The following is a 16,255-nucleotide window of genomic DNA, read 5'->3' as shown; positions in this document are numbered from 1 at the left end:
CCTGACCTGAAGGAGAGATCGTGAAGAAAATGCGTCGTGGAGTATTCGCCGGGTCGGCCGTCGCGGTTTTGATGCTGACCGCCGCCTGTGGCAGCGGCGATAATTCCGCGGGAAAGGGAGATTCGGTCCAGCCGGTGGGCGACAGCAAACAGGCGGGGTCCGGTTACGACGGTTACGGGGGCGGCTCGGGCGCCGTCCCGGCGGCCGACGCCATCAAGAACGGGCCGGCCGGCGAGCTCAAGGTGAAGGCCACCACGGAGCTGGGAGCGACGGTCACCGACAGCGCGGGCTTCACGCTCTACCGCTTCGACAAGGACACCCCCAAGCCCCCGAAGTCCAACTGTGAGGGAGACTGCGCGACGGCCTGGCCCGCGGTCTCCGCGGACGACGCCTCGGCGGGCGAGGGCATCGACAAGAGCCTGCTCGGATCGGTCGAGCGCGCCGACGGCACCAAGCAACTGACCCTGGCGGGCTGGCCGGTGTACCGCTACGCGAAGGACACCAAGGCCGGTGACACCCTCGGCGAGGGCGTCGGCGGGACCTGGCACGTGCTGGCCCCCGACGGCAAGCCGGCCAAGGCCGGCGGCGGCGCGGGCTCCGGGTCGGGCGCCGACCCGAGCGCGGGCGGCGAAGCCGGTGCGGGCGAGGCGGCCGGCTCCGGCGAGGCCGCCGGCGGTCAGGAGAAGGCGCAGGCCGATCCGGTCGGCGTCAACCGGAACACGAAGCTGGGCGCCATCCTCACGGACGCCGAGGGACGCACCCTCTACCGGTTCGACAAGGACAGCGCCTGGCCGATGAAGACCAATTGCCTGGGTGCCTGCCTGAACACGTGGAAGCCCGCCAAGGCCGTCGACAAGGAACTGGTGAAGGGAATTCCCGCGGAATTGGTGGGAACCTTCAAGCGGCCCGACGGCACCGAGCAGCTGACGATCGACTGCTGGCCCATGTACACCTTCTCCGGCGACAAGGAAGCGGGTGACATCAACGGACAGGGCAAGCAGGGAACCTGGTTCGCGGTCTCCGACAAGGGCAAGAAGGTGACGGCCACCGGCTGAGGCCGCACAGGCCCACCCCCCAGGGCCTTTCCGCACCACCCAGCACCGAATAGCACAACACCCCCTCAACGCGTGGTGCCCGGGCCCCTCCCCTCCCGGGCACCACGACCCCTTTTCCCGATCAGCCCGTGAGGTCCGCATGCCGACCACCGACCGCCCCGCCCCCCGGATCCGCCCGTCCCTCGCGGCCTTCGCCGCGGCGTGCGTCACCGTCCTGCTGAGCGCGGGGTGCGCCGGGCACGCGGCCACACCCGTCGCCGCGGAGGCGGCGGCCCCACCCGGCACCTCGATCGAGCAGATCGCGACGACCATCGGCTGCACCCCCGAAGTGAGCGTGGAGGCGGACGAGTTGCGCCAGGGCGGCTGCGAGACCGGCCAGGGCTCCTACCGCATGGCCACCTTCGCCGCCCAGAAGGGGCTGCGCGCCTGGCTGGACGAGGCCCGTGCGTACGGCGGGGTCTACCTGGTGGGTGACCGGTGGGTCGTCACCACCCAGTCGGCGGACGCGTTGAACGCGCTCCGCGAACGGCTCGGCGGATCCGTCGAGACCGGCACCTCGCACGGGGCCCCCTCCTCCGGACACACCGCCCCCTCCGAGCACACCGACCCCTCCGCCCACGCCGCCCCCTCCGGAGAAGCCACACCCTCCGCGGGCGCGCCTTCGGCCCCCGCGGAGCCCTCCGAGCACTCCGGCCACTCGGCTCCCGCCACGGGCGGTTGAGCCGGGGCCGAACCGACGGCGGCGTGTCGGCCAGTGTCCTGATTTCGGCTCATTCGTGAGGAGCACACGGCACTGCCCTCCGGGATGATTCGGGCGGGGCGCCACGTGCAACAAGGTGGACTCGTAAGCGACTTCACCGAAAGGAACGGCTCCGTGCGCCTGAAACACCTCGCACCGCTGCTCGCCACCGCCGGCCTCATCGCGACCACCGTGCCCCTGCTGACCGCGACGCAGGCCGCCGCGGCCCCCGCGTCCGACCACCTCCGGCAGAAGCCCGCCTGGCAGCGGTGCAGTCCCGAGCAGCCCGCCTCGTACGAGTGCGCCACGCTGAAGGTCCCGCTCGACTACAGGCGCCCCGACGGACGCACGATCGACATCGCGATATCCAGGATGAAGAGCGAGAACCCCGCCAAGCGCCACGGCGTCCTGCTGCTGAACCCCGGCGGCCCCGGCGGCCCGGGGCTCGACCTGCCGCTGATGATGGACGGGATGATGCCCAAGGAGGTGCGGGACGGCTACGACCTGATCGGCTTCGACCCGCGCGGGGTCGGCGCCAGCAGCCCCGTCACCTGCGGTCTGAACGACACCGAGCAGGCCTTCGACCGCGCCTACCGTCCGGAGACCTTCCCCTCCGACGTGGCGTGGGCCCGCACGGTCGCCGACAAGTGCCGCGAGAAGGCCGGCGCGGTGCTGCCGTACATCACCACCCGCAACACGGCCCGCGACATGGACACCATCCGCGCGGTGCTGGGCGAGAAGAAGATCTCGTACGTGGGCTACTCGTACGGGACCTACCTCGGCGCGGTGTACTCGCAGATGTACCCCGAGCGCACCGACCGCTTCGTGCTCGACAGCGGTGTGGACCCGCAGCGGATCTGGCGCGGGATGATCCAGGTGTGGGCCACCGAGGCCGAGCCCGCCTTCGCGCGGTGGACGCAGTGGGCGGCGGAGCGGTCGGCGGAGTTCGGGCTCGGCGAGGACCCGAAGGCGGTCTCCGCCACGTTCTGGGGACTGGTGGAGCGCGCCGACCGCGAGCCCATCGACTTCGAGGGCCTGAAGGTCACCGGCGACATGATCCGGTCCGCGCGCGGGACGTTCTTCTACCCGGCGCAGGCCTCGCCGCTGATCGCGGCCCTGAAGGCCGCCGCCGAGGGCGGGCCCCAGGCGTCGGGTGCGGACGTGAAGGCGCTGAAGCTGCAGCTCCTCGGCCGCACGGCCGAGGAGCCCGCCGCCGACAACGGCACGGCCGCCTTCTGGGCCGTGGTCTGCGGGGACACCGGCAGCTGGCCCAAGTACACGGAGCAGTACGAGCGGGACGCGGCGAAGGACAAGGTGAAGTACCCGCTGTACGGGGACTTCGCGTCCAACATCAAGCCGTGCGCCTTCTGGGACCGGCCGGTGGAGTCGGCGACGCCGATGAACAAGAAGGCGAACGTGCTGACGGTGCAGAACGAGTGGGACTCGCAGACCCCGCTCACCAGCGGCCAGGGCCTGCACCGCGCGCTCAAGGGCTCCCGGATGGTGCTGGCGGCCGGCGGTGAGGGCCACGGCGTGTACCTCGTCGACCCCGCCTCCTGCGCCAACGCCCCGGTCAACACGTACCTGGCCACGGGCAGGCTGCCCGCCCAGGACGTGACCTGCCAGAACCCGCCGGCGGCGGCCGCCGGGGAGCGGAGCGCCGCGCCGGCGAAGCCGCTGCCGTTCCCCGGGACTCCCGGGCGGTTCTGACGGTCGGTTCGGACGGACGGTCCTGACGGTCGGTTCCGACCCTGCTCCGACGTTCAGCTCGTGAGGGACGCCTCCGCGGCCGCCTTGATCCGGCGGCCGAAGTCGGGGGCGTCCTTGCGTGCGGCGCTCGCGGCGATGCCGACGAGGAGCTTGCCGAGGCCGTGGCCCTGGAGCTCGTTGAAGATCCGGACCCGGGTGCGCCCGCCGGGGAGGGGCGTGAGGTCGTAGCCGCCCTCCGCGGTGACCAGGTTGCGGCTCTGCTCGCTCCAGCGGATCACGTGCGGCGGGTCGAAGCCGACGATCCGGAACTCGCGGGCCGTCTTCATCCCGGCGTCCTTGACCGTGCTGCGGAAGACGGTGCCGAGCGCGGTGGGGCCGTCGGGGGTCTTGGTGATCTGCTGGACCCGCGGACTGAAGTCGGGGTCGTTGCGTCCGTCCGCGAGGTACGCGAAGACCTGCTCGACCGGCCGGTCGATCTCGATGCTCGCCTCGAACTGTCCGGACATGTCCGCTCCTCGGTGCGACTACCCGTGCCATGATCCCAGACCACCGGCCGACGCGCGCGCCGGGAATCCGTCCCGCCGGGCCCGCGGCGCCCCCTGCGATGCGTCTCGTCAGGTACATGCCTGGCCACAACAGAATGCCCGCGCGACCGGGGGAAGCCGGCCCGAAGCCCTGAACCCCCGGCGGCGACGGAGGTCAGCCGAGGAGGGCGTAGACCGTGGAGGCGGTGGCGGCCGGTTCGTCGGCGCCCTCGGGGGTCAGGGTGATGTCGGCGAAGGCCATGCGCTTGCCGAGCTTGGTGACCCGGACATGGACCAGTAGGTCGGCGTCGATCACCGGCCGCTGGAAGCTCGTCGACTGCTGGACGGTGGTCATCGGGCCGTACCCGCCGCGCGCGGCGGAGATCGCGATGACGGTGGCGGTGTCGGCGGCGGCCATCATCGCCTGGCCCGAGAGGCCGCCGCCGTCCCGCGCGAGGTCGGCGGACCACGGCAGCCGCAGGACGGCGTGCCGCTCGCCGGTCTCCTGGACGGTCAGTCCGAGGGCGAGCACCCAGGGGGCGAAGTTGTCGGTGAGGATCTTGTCTGCTTCTGCGGGAGAGAACGTCACCGGGAGATTGTGGCGGCCCGCCCGGACCGCCACAATCCCCTTTCGGTCAGAGCTTCGCGGCCAGTTCGGTGCCCTGGCGGATGGCCCGCTTGGCGTCGAGCTCGGCCGCCACGTCGGCCCCGCCGATCAGGTGCGCCTCGACGCCGGCCGCGCGCAGCGCCTCGTACAGGTCGCGGCGCGGCTCCTGGCCGGTGCACAGGACGACCGTGTCGGCGGGTACGAGGCGCTGCTCGCCGCCGACCGTGATGTGCAGGCCCTCGTCGTCGATGCAGTCGTACGAGGCCCCGGCGACGGAGACGACCCCGCGGTGCTTGAGCTCGGCGCGGTGGATCCAGCCGGTGGTGGTGCCGAGGCCGGCGCCGACCTTGGTGGCCTTGCGCTGCAGGAGGTGGACCTGGCGCGGCGCCGCGGGCCGCTCGGGGGCGGTGAGCCCGCCGGGTCCGGCGTACGCGGTGTCCACGCCCCAGTGGCGGAAGTAGACGTCCGGGTCCTGGGAGGCGCCCTCGCCGCTGTCGGTGAGGTACTCGGCGACGTCGAAGCCGATGCCGCCGGCGCCGACGACCGCGACGCGCTCACCGACGGGGGCGCCGTCGCGCAGCACGTCGAGGTAGCTGACGACGCTCGCGTGGTCCACGCCCTCGATGTCGGGGGTGCGGGGGGTGACGCCGGTGGCGACGACGACCTCGTCGTAGCCCTGGAGGGTCTCCACGTCGGCGCGGGTGTCCAGCCGGACGTCGATGGCGTGGGCGGCGAGCTGGGTGCCGAAGTACCGGATGGTCTCCTCGAACTCCTCCTTGCCCGGGATGCGGCGGGCGACGTCGAGCTGGCCGCCGATGTGGCCGGAGGCCTCGAAGAGGGTGACGGCGTGGCCGCGTTCGGCGGCGGAGACCGCGCAGGCGAGGCCGGCCGGGCCGGCGCCGACGACCGCGACGCGCTTCTTCAGCTGGGTGGGCGAGAGCACGAGCTCGGTCTCGTGGCAGGCGCGCGGGTTGACCAGGCAGGTGGTGATCTTGCCGCTGAAGGTGTGGTCGAGGCAGGCCTGGTTGCAGCCGATGCAGGTGTTGATGGTCTCGGGGCGCCCGGCCGCGGCCTTGGCGACGAAGTCGGCGTCGGCGAGGAAGGGGCGGGCGAGGGAGACGAGGTCGGCGCGGCCGTCGGCGAGGATCTCCTCGGCGATCTCGGGGGTGTTGATGCGGTTGCTGGTGACGAGCGGGACGGAGACCGCGCCCATCAGCCGCTTGGTGACCCAGGTGTAGGCGCCGCGGGGGACGGAGGTGGCGATGGTGGGGATGCGGGCCTCGTGCCAGCCGATGCCCGTGTTGATGATGGTGGCGCCGGCCGCCTCGATCTCCTTGGCCAGGTGGACGACCTCGTCCAGGGTGGAGCCGCCGGGGATCAGGTCGAGCATGGAGAGGCGGTAGACGAGGATGAAGTCCTCGCCGACGGCCTCGCGGGTGCGGCGGACGATCTCCAGCGGGAAGCGGACGCGGTTCTCGTAGGCGCCGCCCCAGCGGTCGGTGCGCCGGTTGGTCGCGGCGGCGATGAACTCGTTGATCAGGTAGCCCTCGGAGCCCATGATCTCGACGCCGTCGTAGCCGGCGAGCTTCGCGAGGCGCGCGGCGCGGACGAAGTCCTCCACGGTCTGCTCGACCTCGGCGTCGGTGAGCTCGTTGGGGACGAAGGGGCTGATGGGGGCCTGGAGGGCGCTGGGCGCGACCAGGTCCTTGTGGTAGGCGTAGCGGCCGAAGTGGAGGATCTGCATCGCGATCTTCCCGCCCTCGGCGTGCACGGCGTCGGTGATCACGCGGTGCTCGGCGGCCTCCTCCTCGGTGGTGAGGCGGGAGCCGCCCTCGAAGGGGCGGCCGGCGTCGTTGGGGGCTATGCCGCCGGTGACGATGAGGCCGGCGCCGCCGCGGGCGCGCTCGGCGTAGAAGGCGGCGAGGCGCTCGAAGCCGCCCTCGTGCTCTTCGAGGCCGGTGTGCATCGACCCCATGATCACGCGGTTCGGCAGCGTGGTGAAGCCGAGGTCCAGGGGGCTCAGCAGGTGCGGGTACCGGCTCTGGGAACTCTGCGGACTCATCGGGGTGTGCCTCCTCGCACGGGGGTGATGAACCTGTTCTAGCGAGGGCGGGCCCTTTTTGCAACTAGGTGCAAAACCGGGGCGGGGGTGACCGGCCCGCGTTTCCCGGCCCCTCGGGCCCGGCTGCCGCCCGGCTGTGGCGGAGTTCACGCCGTAGGCTCGGCCGGACGGCGGACCACCTCACCCCGACTCCGCACGGCTCCGGGCCGGCGTACCGATCGGCCGGCCCCGACGACGGGGACCCGCTGGTCCTGCTCACCGCGCCGCAGGACACGGCCGAGGCCTGGGCCCCGGTACGGGATGCCCTGGCGCGCGCGCCGGGTCTACCACGGGCCGCACCGCACCGCGTGGTCCGGCTCGTCCTGGCGGACCCGCCGCCGACCCTCCCCCACGAACTTCCCGCCGCACCCGGGCGGATCACCGCCCCGACCCTGGTGGTGAACGGCGCCGCGGACCCGGCCGGCCCGGTCCCGGACGCACGGATGCGGACTCGCTGTGGGCGGTCCTGCGCAGGTACCACGACCTCTACGGCGGCCTGGATCCCGTCGAGGGGCTCGACCTGCTGCGCGGGCTGGACCTCCCGCCGGACACCGAGCACCTGGCTCCGCTGCGCCGGGTGCTCGCGGACGGCCACCGTCACCACTACGCCTCACCGCAGGCATGGGGCGCGGCCCTGGACCGGTGACGGCGTGACGGCGGCCGGTCCGGGGCGGCGCGGCCCCACGGGCTCCCGTCAGGCGCGGCGCAGGCGCAGGGTGAGGATCTGGAAGGGGCGCAGGGTCAGCGCGACCGTGCCGTCCGCCGCCGGGGGTGCGGCGGCCGTACCCGCGAGGGGGCGTTCCAGCAGGTCGCTCTCGACCGCCTCCGCGATCGGGAAGCCGGCCGTGAGGGTGGCCGTGGCGCGGCCGCCGCGGGATTCGTAGAGGCGGACGATCACGTCGCCGCCGCGGTCCTCGGCGAGTTTGACCGCCTCGACCACCACCGCGTCCTCGTCCACCGCCAGCAGCGGGGCGACCGGTCCGGCGCCGTGCACGGTGCGCTCGGGCAGGTTCAGCGCGTGGCCCTCGCGGACCGCGTCGCCGATCTGCGCGCCGGGCGCGAGGGAGAACCGCAGCGTGTGGGCGCCCTGGTCGGTCTCCGGGTCCGGGTAGCGCGGGGCCCGCAGGAGGGAGAGCCGTACGGTGGTGGTCTGGCCGCCGTCCGCCCGTACGTCGCGGGTCACGTCGTGCCCGTACGTGGAGTCGTTGAGCAGGGCGACCCCCCAGCCGGGCTCCTCGGCGTGGATCCAGCGGTGGGCGCAGATCTCGAACTTGGCCGCCTCCCAGGAGGTGTTGGCGTGGGTGGCCCGGTGGACGTGCCCGAACTGCGTCTCCGAGGCGGTCCGTTCGGCCTTCACGTCCAGCGGGAAGGCCGCCTTCAGGAACTTCTCCGTCTCGTGCCAGTCGACGTCCGTGACGATGTCGACCGTCTTGGCCCCGGCCCGCAGGGTGATCCGCTGGACCGCCCGGGACCGCCCGAAGGAGCGGGTCACCCGTACGGTCGCGGCCCGCGGCCCGCTCTCGGCGACCTCCAGGCCGTCCAGCCCGACGAGGTCGGTGACGTTGTTGCGGTAGAACGCGTCGACGTCCCAGGCGTCCCACATGTTGGGGAAGTCGGGGTGGATCTGGAGCAGGTTCGCGGCGGCTCCCGGAGCGACGGACTCGCGGCGCGCCTCCAGGTCGTAGACGGAGACGATCAGGCCGCGGCCGTCGATCTCCACCAGCAGCCGGCCGTTGGCCAGGACGTGCCCGCCGCCGTGCCGCTCCTCCACGGTGACGGGCTCCGGCGGCCGTGCCGGGCGGCCCGCCCCGCCCGCCGGGACACCGCGGCGGGCGTGCGGGGCGCAGTTGAAGACCAGTTCCTCGGCGCCCTCCCCCGCCAGCGCCCGCTGCGCGGCGAGGGTGATCTCCCGGAGCTCCTCGGCGACCTGTCCGTACGTCTCGCGGGCCTCGCGGTGCACCCAGGCGATGGAGGAGCCCGGCAGGATGTCGTGGAACTGGTGGAGCAGCACCGTCTTCCAGATCCGCTCCAGGTCCTCGTACGGGTAGGCGTACCCGGCCACCCGTACGGCGGCGGTCGCCGCCCACAGCTCGGCCTCGCGCAGCAGCGATTCGCTGCGCCGGTTGCCCTGCTTGGTCTTGGCCTGGGAGGTGTAGGTGCCGCGGTGCAGCTCCAGGTAGAGCTCGCCGGCCCAGACCGGCGCGTCCTCGTACTCGGCGCGGGCCTTCTCGAAGAAGGCGTCGGGCCGTTCGATCTCGATGCGCGGGGAGCCTTCGAGGTCGCGCTGGCGCCGGGCGCGGGCGAGGTGCTCGCGGGTGGGTCCGCCGCCGCCGTCTCCCCAGCCGAAGGGGACCAGGGAGCGTGAACCCCGCCCCTTCTCACGGTAGTTGCGGGCGGCGTGGGCCATCTGGGCGCCACCGAGGTCGGAGTTGTAGGTGTCGACGGGCGGGAAGTGGGTGAAGACGCGGGTGCCGTCGATGCCCTCCCACCAGAAGGTGTGGTGGGGGAACTTGTTCACCTGCGACCAGCAGATCTTCTGGGTCAGGAACCACCGGGAGCCGGAGAGCCTGACGATCTGCGGCATGGCGGCGGTGTAGCCGAAGGAGTCGGGCAGCCAGACGTTGTGCGTGTCGATGCCGAACTCGTCGAGGAAGAACTTCTTCCCGTAGAGGAACTGGCGGGCCATCGCCTCGCCGCCGACCATGTTGGTGTCGGACTCCACCCACATGCCTCCGACGGGAACGAACTGCCCGTCGGCGACCTTCTTCTTGATCCGCTCGAACAGCTCGGGCCGGTGGGCCTTGATCCAGTCGAGCTGCTGCGCCTGCGACATCGCGAAGACGAACTCGGGGTGTTCGTCCATCAGGCTGACCATGTTGGACGTGGTGCGGGCGACCTTGCGGACCGTCTCGCGCAGCGGCCACAGCCACGCGGAGTCGATGTGCGCGTGGCCGACGGCGCTGATGCGGTGCGCGGAGGCGTTGGCGGGGGCGGCGAGGACCCCGGCGAGGCAGGCGCGGGCTGCGGCCGCGGTGCCGGGCACGTCGGTGAGGTCGACCGCGTCGAGGGCCGCGCCGAGGGCGTGCAGGATCGCGTGGCGGCGGGCGTCCTCGACGGGGAGCTGCATCATCAGCTCGTAGAGCACGTCGAGGTCCTGGACCAGTTCCCAGACCTCGGTCTCGAAGAGGGTGAGGTCCATCCGGGCGAGGCGGTAGAGGGGCTGGTCGCCGCTGGTGCGCGCGTCGCCCTCGTAGGAGGGGCGGTGGTCGACGAGGACGGGGTTGGAGGCGGCCTCGACGTACCATTCGATCCGCTCGCCGCCCTCGGCGCGGTCGGCCACGCGCACCCAGTCGTTGTACGGGTTCAGGGCCTTGATCTCGCCGCCGTCGGCCCGGTGGACCAGGCCCTCGCACTGGAAGCCGGGCATCATCCGGTCGAAGCCGAGGTCGAGGACGGCCTCCACGGTCCGGCCGGCCCACCCGGCGGGGACGGTTCCGGTGACCTTGAACCAGGTGGTCCCCCAGGCCGGGCCCCACGCGTCGCCGGGCGCGCAGGGCCCGTAGGGCGCCGCCAGGCCCTCGGCGACGGGGACGGGCTCGCCCGGGGCGTCCCAGCGCTCGACGGTCAGCGGGAGCGGACTGGAGTGGACGGCGGGCCTGATGCGCTCGTGGAGCACCCGGCGGAGGCGGTGTTCGGTGATGCTGCGGTCGTCATGCATGACAGCTGCTCCCGGAGGTGGTGGTCGGTCGGTCGGTGCGGAGGGGCCTGCGGGTTCGTCGGACGGTTCGGTTCAGAGCTTGACGGCTCCCTCGCCCACTCCCTTGAAGAAGAAACGCTGGAGGGCGAAGAAGAGGAGCATCATCGGCAGGAGCGCGGCCATCGCGCCGGCGGCGATGAGCCGCTGGTCGTTGACGGTGGTGGCGCCGGCCAGGGTCTTCAGGCCGAGCTGGAGGGTGTAGTGGTCGCTGTCGGTGAGGACCAGGAGCGGCCACAGGAAGTCGTCCCAGGCGCCCATGAAGCTGGTGATGCAGACGACGGCCAGGGCTCCCCTGGCGGAGGGCACGAAGACCCGGGTGAAGCGGGTCCACTCGCCCGCCCCGTCCAGGACGGCGGCCTCCTCGACCTCCCTGGGCACGGCGAGGAAGGCCGCCCGCATGATCATGACGTTGAGCACGGAGACCGCGCCGGGCAGCCAGACGCCGATGAGGGTGTCGACCAGGCCCATCTCGCGGACCGTGAGGAACATCGAGATCATCACGGACTCGAAGGGGAACATCAGGGTCGCGACGAGGACGGTGAAGACGACCTCGCGGCCCTTCCAGCCGGCGCGGGAGAGGGCGTACCCGCCCATCGCGGCGAAGAGCATGTTCGAGGTGATCGCGAGGACCGCGACGACGAGGGTGTTGCCCACGTACTGCAGCAGCGGGAAGGACTCGGCGACGCGGACGTAGTTGTCGAGGGTGGGCCGCGTGGGCAGCACGCCGTCGTAGACGTTCTCGGTGCGGCCGCGGATCGAGGTCAGGAACTGCCAGACGATCGGGCCCAGCATGACCACGAGCATGAGCAGCAGGGTGCCGTACCGGGCGGCGAGGCCGAACCGGCGGCGCGCGCGGCCGGGGGACGGGCGGGCGCGGCCGGAGGACGGGCGGGCCGACGGGCGGGCGCGGCCGGGGGATGCCGGGCTCATGCCTCGTCCCCCTTCGTCAGGCGGCGGCCCAGCAGGCTGAAGGCCAGCGTGAGGAGGAACAGCAGGATCGAGATCGCGCTGGCGTAGCCGGTCTCGCCGGAGAAGCCGAGGCCCACCTGGCGGATGAGGAAGGGCAGGGTGCGGGCGCCGCCGCCGGGCCCGCCGCTCTCGCCGCCGAGGATGTAGATCTCGGTGAAGACGCGCAGGGCCGAGATGGCGGAGAGGGTTCCGACCAGCAGCATCATCGGCTTCACCTGGGGGACGGTGATGCTGAAGAAGCGGCGGACGGGGCCGGCGCCGTCGATCGCGGCGGCCTCGTGGAGGGAGGCGGGGACGTTCCCCAGGGCGGCCAGGTAGAAGACCATGTAGTAGCCGAGGCCCTTCCACACGGTCACGAGCATCGCGGAGACCAGCAGCATCGTGCTGTCCGTCAGGAACGGGACGGGCTCGCAGACCAGGCGGATCCGCTGGAAGACGGTGTTGACGAGGCCGTCACTGCGCAGGACCCACTGCCAGATCAGCCCGACCACCACTGCGGAGGCGATCACCGGCGTGTAGAAGGCCGAGCGGAAGAAGCCGATGCCGGGGATCTCGGCCTGCACGAGGACGGCGAGGGCCAGCGGCAGGAGCACCAGGCAGGGGACGACGACCAGGAGGTAGAGGACGCTGTTGCCGGTCGCGACCCAGAAGTCGGGGTCGGCGAGGGCCCGCCGGTAGTTGTCGAGGCCGACGAAGCCGCCGCCGCGCAGGATCCGGGCGTCGGTGAAGGAGAGGATGACGGTGTTGACGAAGGGCCAGAGGCTGAACACCAGCACCATCGCCAGGCCGGGTGCGAGGAACAGGTACGGGGTCCACCAGGTGCGGTGGGGCAGCCCGGTGCCGGCCTCCATGGACCGCAGCGCCGCCCTGCGACGGCGCCGGTCCGCCGCGGGCGGTCGGATGCCGAGGGCCGTCACCTGCGGGCCGCGTCGGCCAGCAGCCTGTTCGCCGCTTCCTCGGCCTTCTTCACCGCCGTCCGGGCGTCCTGCTCGCCCGTGATGGCCTTCTGCACCTCGCGCACGACGGCGTCCCCGACCTGGTTGGTCCACTGGACCGGGGTGTTGGCGTCGAGGGCGGCGGTCTTGAGCTGGTCGGCGCCGACCGCGCGGGCGAGGGTCTCGGCGTCCTTGCCGTCGCCCCGGTCGGAGAAGAACGGGTCGGTCAGGCCCCGGGCGTTGGAGGGGTAGATGGTGGCCTTCCGGGAGAACTCCACCTGGTTGGGGCCGTTGGTGACCCATTTCGCGAACGCGGCGGCCGCGTCGGGATGCTCGGTGTCCTTGCGGATGCCGAGGGACTGGGCGTAGATGCCGATGTGGCCGAGCCGGCCGGTGACGGCTCCCGCGACCTGCGTCTTGCCGTAGATCTGCGGGGCGTTCTGCTTGATGTCCTTGACGAATCCCGGGGAGCCGGGGCCGAAGACGAGTTTGCCGCCGCCGTAGAGCTGGTTGATGTCGTCGGACTTGAGCAGGGACTCCTTGGGCATGGCGCCCTTGGCGTACAGGTCCTTCATCCGCTCCACCCATGCGACGGCCTGGTCGGTGTCGAAGGTGAACCGGTCCTTCTGCGGGCTGAGGAGGGGGACTCCCATCTTCTGCCAGTCCCCCGGCAGCCGCCCCTTGGGGTCGGCCATGAAGGCCGCGTACCGGCCGCCGGACCGGGCGGCGATCTGTTCGGCGTAGTCGAAGAACTGCTCCACGGTGGTGGGCGGGGCGGCCGGGTCCAGGCCGGACCGCTCGAAGAGCTCCCTGTTGTAGGTGAGGATCTCGGGGGTCACGTACCAGGGGTAGGCGTAGACGCTGTCGCCCTTGCCGGGCAGCTTGAACTGCTCCCAGGCGCCGGGGACGTACTCCGCGGCCGCGTCCCCGTCGAGCTTCGCGACGTCGGCGAGCATGCCGCGGTCGCCGAGGAGCTGGAAGGAGTCGGTGGAGAGGTTGACCACGTCGGGGAGGGCTCCGGCCTGGGCGTCCGCGACGAGCTTCTCGTTGTAGCCGTCGCCCGGCACGTCCTCCCACGTGACCCGCACGTCGGGGTGTTCCTTCTCGAAGGCGTCGATGACGGCCTGTACGTAACCGGTGAAGGCGGGTTTCAGCTGGAGGGTCCGGAAGGTGATCTCCCCGGCCACCCGGCCCGTTCTCTCCGCCTCCTTGGCGTCCCCGGCGCCGGTGCCGCCGAGACCGCACGCGGTGGCCGACAGGAGGGCGCCTGCCGCCAGTGCGGCAACGGCCGTACGGGTCGGTTTCGAACGGGTCATCGTCGCCGCCTTCACAGAAGTCCGGCCTCGTCGCCGGAGGCGGTGCCCACGGTCGCGGCAAAGCAACACCTCGTCAATGAGGCCGAGTTGGCACTGGCCGAGGACGACGCGTACCGCATCCCGCGGCAGGCCGGACCAGGCACGGAAGGGGCGCGGGCCCACACGCCGGAACTGGACTAATGCGCTTTAGTACAAACCCCGCCGACCCTGGTATCGATTCGATAACGAAGGAGCGCGCACGGCAATGTTGACTCTTTGTCGCCCCTTTTCCGCCGGCCCCGCACTAATGCGCTTTACCTCCACCCGACGACAGGGTGTGGCTCAGCAGCCGGAGCACCGACAGGGGGGCCGCCGGTCCGGCGTGAGGGATGCCTGGGAGGATCGGTTCCTTGTGTGTCGAAGGGGAGGGCCGACATGAGCGGGCACATCACGGCAGGGGACGAGGCGGCCGGGGGCGGCCCGCCGAGGCGATGGGAGCCGGTGGCGGTGCCCCCTCCGGAACTGGACTGGTGCCCCGCGCCCGGATACCAGGGGAATCCGAATCCCGCGGTGCAGTACGGGATATGGGATTCGATCGCCCTCTCCCACCGGCCGATCGGTGTGCTCCCACCGCCCATGAAGGCGTACGCGGACAGGCTGATGCTGGTGGTGGAGCGGAGCTGGGAGGATCTGGGCGATGTGGAGGTCGCCTCGTTCCGGCTGGTCCGGCGCTTTTTCGTGCTGAGCCAGTTCACCGACGTGGAGGACACGGGCGTCACCGTGTGGCTCGACCGCCGGCACACCGACGACGAGGCCTCCCTGGCACTCCTCGTGGAGACGCTGGGCATCCCGGGCGACTGTGTACGGGACATCAGCTGGTGCCCGCACCCGGTGGTCCGATCGATGGCGCCGCCCCAGCCGGAGGACCGCCCGGGCTCATCAGGCTGGACCCGCTTCCTCCGCAGGCGCCGGAGGCCTTCGGGTGAGCTGACGCAGTCACCCGCCGGTGGCGGCTAGGCGGCGGTGCTCCTGGGGGCGCAGCGCATGCCGATGTAGCAGCAGGGGGTGCCGTCGACGAGGGCGGCGAAGACGACGGGCGTCCAGTCCTGGCCCAGGGAGGGGCCGGTCGCGGCGAAGACCGTCGCGCTGAGCGGGACGAGGTCCAGCTCCAGGGGTGGCGAGAAGTCCCGCATGCCGTCGGCGAATTCGTGGCGCAGCCGCGGGGTGCCGTCGGCGGCGACGCCGACCGTGATGACGACGCCCTCGCGCCGGTAGGTGCCGAGCAGCGGGGTCATGTCGACGGCCGGCGGGTGCGCGGACGGCGCGAAGGGCGGCGGCATGCGGACTTCGGCGAGGTCCGCGAGCAGTTCGCGGAACAGGTCCGCGTAGAGGCGGCGGGCGCCGCCGCCGTTGGTGAGCAGGACGACGATGACGTCGGCGCCGGGGATGACGCGGAGGTAGGTGTACTGGCCGGTGGCGGCGCCGTCGTGCCCGTATCCGGGTACTCCGTTCCAGTCGTAGAGCGCCCAGCCCAGCCCCCAGCCGTCCGCGCTGACGGTCCACCGGTCGGGGACGTCGACCTCCCAGCGCTGCATGGCCGCGACGGCGCGGGCGCCCAGGACCTGGGTGCCGTCGGCGGTGGCGCCGCCGTCGAGGTGCATCTTGGCCAGGCGCAGCACGTCGGCGGCGCTCGCCAGGACCCGGCCGTGGGGTCCGGCGGAACGGGGCGTCATGTCCCAGGCCGGCGCCGGTTCGGGCTCCGGACCCTCCCCCGGGAGGTGGCCCATCGCCGTACGGAAGGCCAGCGCCTCCTCGGGCAGGGTCATGGTGTGGGTCAGGCCCAGCGGGGCGACGATCCGCTCCTTCAGGGCCTGGTCCCAGGTGCGTCCGGTGACGACCTCGACGATGCGGCCGAGGACGGTGTAGCCGACGTTGCTGTAGGAGACCGCGGTGCCCGGCGGGCAGTCGAGCGCCACGTTCCGGGCGGCCCGCACGTACCCGGCCAGGCAGTCGTCGCCGCGCCCGCTGTCGTAGGTGAAGTCGCAGGTGAGGCCGGCGGTGTGGCTGAGCAGCCGGCGTACGGTGATCTCCTTGTCCGCCCCGGGGGCGGCGGCCGGGGCGAACTCCGGGAGGATGTCCGCGACGGGCGTGTCCAGGTCCAGGCGGCCGGCGTCGACGAGCTGCATGACCAGCGTCGCGGTGTAGATCTTGGCTGTCGAGCCGAGCTGGAACACCGAGTCGGTGGTGGCCTCCACCCCTGTTCCGCGGTGCAGCAGTCCGCTCGCGAGTTCGTGGATCCGGCCGTCGGCGAACACCGCGAGGGCGGCGCCCGGAACGCGGTGGGCGGCGCGCAACGCGTCGAGGCGGCTCTGCCAGTAGGCAGGTGAGAACGTCACGTCGGATCCTTCGACTCGGTGGTCTGGTACGGATCACGGCACGCGTGCGGGCGGTCGGCGATCCGCGTCCCCCGTGATCGCCGCCACCGTAGGCAGGTGTCCCGGGCGGCCATAAGGACCCGCACGCGTCAGCGAGGGAACCCCCGGCGCCACCGGGACCCGCGGCA

12 protein-coding genes are annotated in these 16,255 nt (G+C 72.2%); 4 read left to right on the top strand and 8 right to left on the bottom strand.

The features are described 5' to 3' along the window. Positions 1 to 29: 29 nt before the first annotated feature. From AB0O53_RS00120 to AB0O53_RS00110, 3 genes are all read left to right on the top strand, one after another. On the top strand, positions 30 to 1,055 hold the full coding sequence (locus AB0O53_RS00120) for an SCO0930 family lipoprotein (RefSeq protein ID WP_350992071.1): 1,026 nt from the start codon (positions 30 to 32) through the stop codon (positions 1,053 to 1,055). Between the two features lie 139 nt (positions 1,056 to 1,194). Beyond that, positions 1,195 to 1,776 (top strand): hypothetical protein, encoded by a 582-nt coding sequence (locus AB0O53_RS00115; RefSeq protein ID WP_365192327.1) that lies wholly within the window; start codon positions 1,195 to 1,197, stop codon positions 1,774 to 1,776. A 153-nt stretch (positions 1,777 to 1,929) separates the two neighbouring features. Further along, complete coding sequence (locus AB0O53_RS00110) at positions 1,930 to 3,504, top strand: alpha/beta hydrolase (protein ID WP_365192325.1); 1,575 nt, start codon at positions 1,930 to 1,932, stop codon at positions 3,502 to 3,504. Between the two features lie 53 nt (positions 3,505 to 3,557). On the opposite strand, the gene AB0O53_RS00105 is transcribed toward AB0O53_RS00110, so the two are convergent. The 7 genes from AB0O53_RS00105 to AB0O53_RS00075 form a co-directional block, all read right to left on the bottom strand. Next, entirely contained in the window at positions 3,558 to 4,010 is a 453-nt protein-coding gene (locus AB0O53_RS00105; protein WP_350991752.1) for an SRPBCC family protein, read from the bottom strand. 193 nt (positions 4,011 to 4,203) lie between these two features. Next, positions 4,204 to 4,617 (bottom strand): PaaI family thioesterase, encoded by a 414-nt coding sequence (locus AB0O53_RS00100; RefSeq protein WP_350991750.1) that lies wholly within the window; start codon positions 4,615 to 4,617, stop codon positions 4,204 to 4,206. Positions 4,618 to 4,663: 46 nt separating this feature from the next. Continuing rightward, a complete protein-coding gene (locus tag AB0O53_RS00095; RefSeq protein ID WP_350991748.1) occupies positions 4,664 to 6,697 on the bottom strand; it encodes an oxidoreductase in 2,034 nt (677 codons plus the stop codon). 733 nt (positions 6,698 to 7,430) lie between these two features. Further along, complete coding sequence (locus AB0O53_RS00090; RefSeq protein WP_365192322.1) at positions 7,431 to 10,454, bottom strand: alpha-mannosidase; 3,024 nt, start codon at positions 10,452 to 10,454, stop codon at positions 7,431 to 7,433. Between the two features lie 72 nt (positions 10,455 to 10,526). Continuing rightward, a complete protein-coding gene (locus AB0O53_RS00085) occupies positions 10,527 to 11,423 on the bottom strand; it encodes a carbohydrate ABC transporter permease (protein WP_365192320.1) in 897 nt (298 codons plus the stop codon). Continuing rightward, positions 11,420 to 12,313, bottom strand: coding sequence for a carbohydrate ABC transporter permease (locus AB0O53_RS00080; RefSeq protein WP_350991742.1), 894 nt, complete (start codon positions 12,311 to 12,313; stop codon positions 11,420 to 11,422). The genes AB0O53_RS00085 and AB0O53_RS00080 overlap by 4 nt, the downstream gene beginning before the upstream one ends. Before the next feature lie 62 nt (positions 12,314 to 12,375). Next, positions 12,376 to 13,713, bottom strand: coding sequence for an ABC transporter substrate-binding protein (locus AB0O53_RS00075; RefSeq protein ID WP_350991740.1), 1,338 nt, complete (start codon positions 13,711 to 13,713; stop codon positions 12,376 to 12,378). A 414-nt stretch (positions 13,714 to 14,127) separates the two neighbouring features. Here AB0O53_RS00075 and AB0O53_RS00070 point away from each other — a divergent pair, with 414 nt between their 5' ends. After that, positions 14,128 to 14,709, top strand: coding sequence for a hypothetical protein (locus tag AB0O53_RS00070; RefSeq protein WP_365192317.1), 582 nt, complete (start codon positions 14,128 to 14,130; stop codon positions 14,707 to 14,709). Here AB0O53_RS00070 and AB0O53_RS00065 read toward each other — a convergent pair. Continuing rightward, positions 14,706 to 16,088: a serine hydrolase domain-containing protein gene (locus tag AB0O53_RS00065; protein WP_365192315.1), complete on the bottom strand. Its 1,383-nt coding sequence runs from the start codon at positions 16,086 to 16,088 to the stop codon at positions 14,706 to 14,708. The genes AB0O53_RS00070 and AB0O53_RS00065 overlap by 4 nt on opposite strands. Positions 16,089 to 16,255 lie beyond the last annotated feature (167 nt).

Source organism: Streptomyces erythrochromogenes, from assembly GCF_040684695.1.
GTDB lineage: Bacteria > Actinomycetota > Actinomycetes > Streptomycetales > Streptomycetaceae > Streptomyces > Streptomyces erythrochromogenes_C.
Note: the sequence above shows the minus strand (reverse complement) of the source record. Positions and strands in the feature narration are given on the sequence as shown.

Coding starts and splice junctions, on each gene's coding strand:
- AB0O53_RS00120 (WP_350992071.1), top strand. CDS start 30: ATGCGTCGTGGAGTATTCGCCGGGTCGGCCGTCGCGGTTTTGATGCTG.
- AB0O53_RS00115 (WP_365192327.1), top strand. CDS start 1,195: ATGCCGACCACCGACCGCCCCGCCCCCCGGATCCGCCCGTCCCTCGCG.
- AB0O53_RS00105 (WP_350991752.1), bottom strand. CDS start 4,010: ATGTCCGGACAGTTCGAGGCGAGCATCGAGATCGACCGGCCGGTCGAG.
- AB0O53_RS00095 (WP_350991748.1), bottom strand. CDS start 6,697: ATGAGTCCGCAGAGTTCCCAGAGCCGGTACCCGCACCTGCTGAGCCCC.
- AB0O53_RS00090 (WP_365192322.1), bottom strand. CDS start 10,454: ATGCATGACGACCGCAGCATCACCGAACACCGCCTCCGCCGGGTGCTC.
- AB0O53_RS00085 (WP_365192320.1), bottom strand. CDS start 11,423: ATGAGCCCGGCATCCCCCGGCCGCGCCCGCCCGTCGGCCCGCCCGTCC.
- AB0O53_RS00080 (WP_350991742.1), bottom strand. CDS start 12,313: ATGGAGGCCGGCACCGGGCTGCCCCACCGCACCTGGTGGACCCCGTAC.
- AB0O53_RS00075 (WP_350991740.1), bottom strand. CDS start 13,713: ATGACCCGTTCGAAACCGACCCGTACGGCCGTTGCCGCACTGGCGGCA.
- AB0O53_RS00070 (WP_365192317.1), top strand. CDS start 14,128: ATGAGCGGGCACATCACGGCAGGGGACGAGGCGGCCGGGGGCGGCCCG.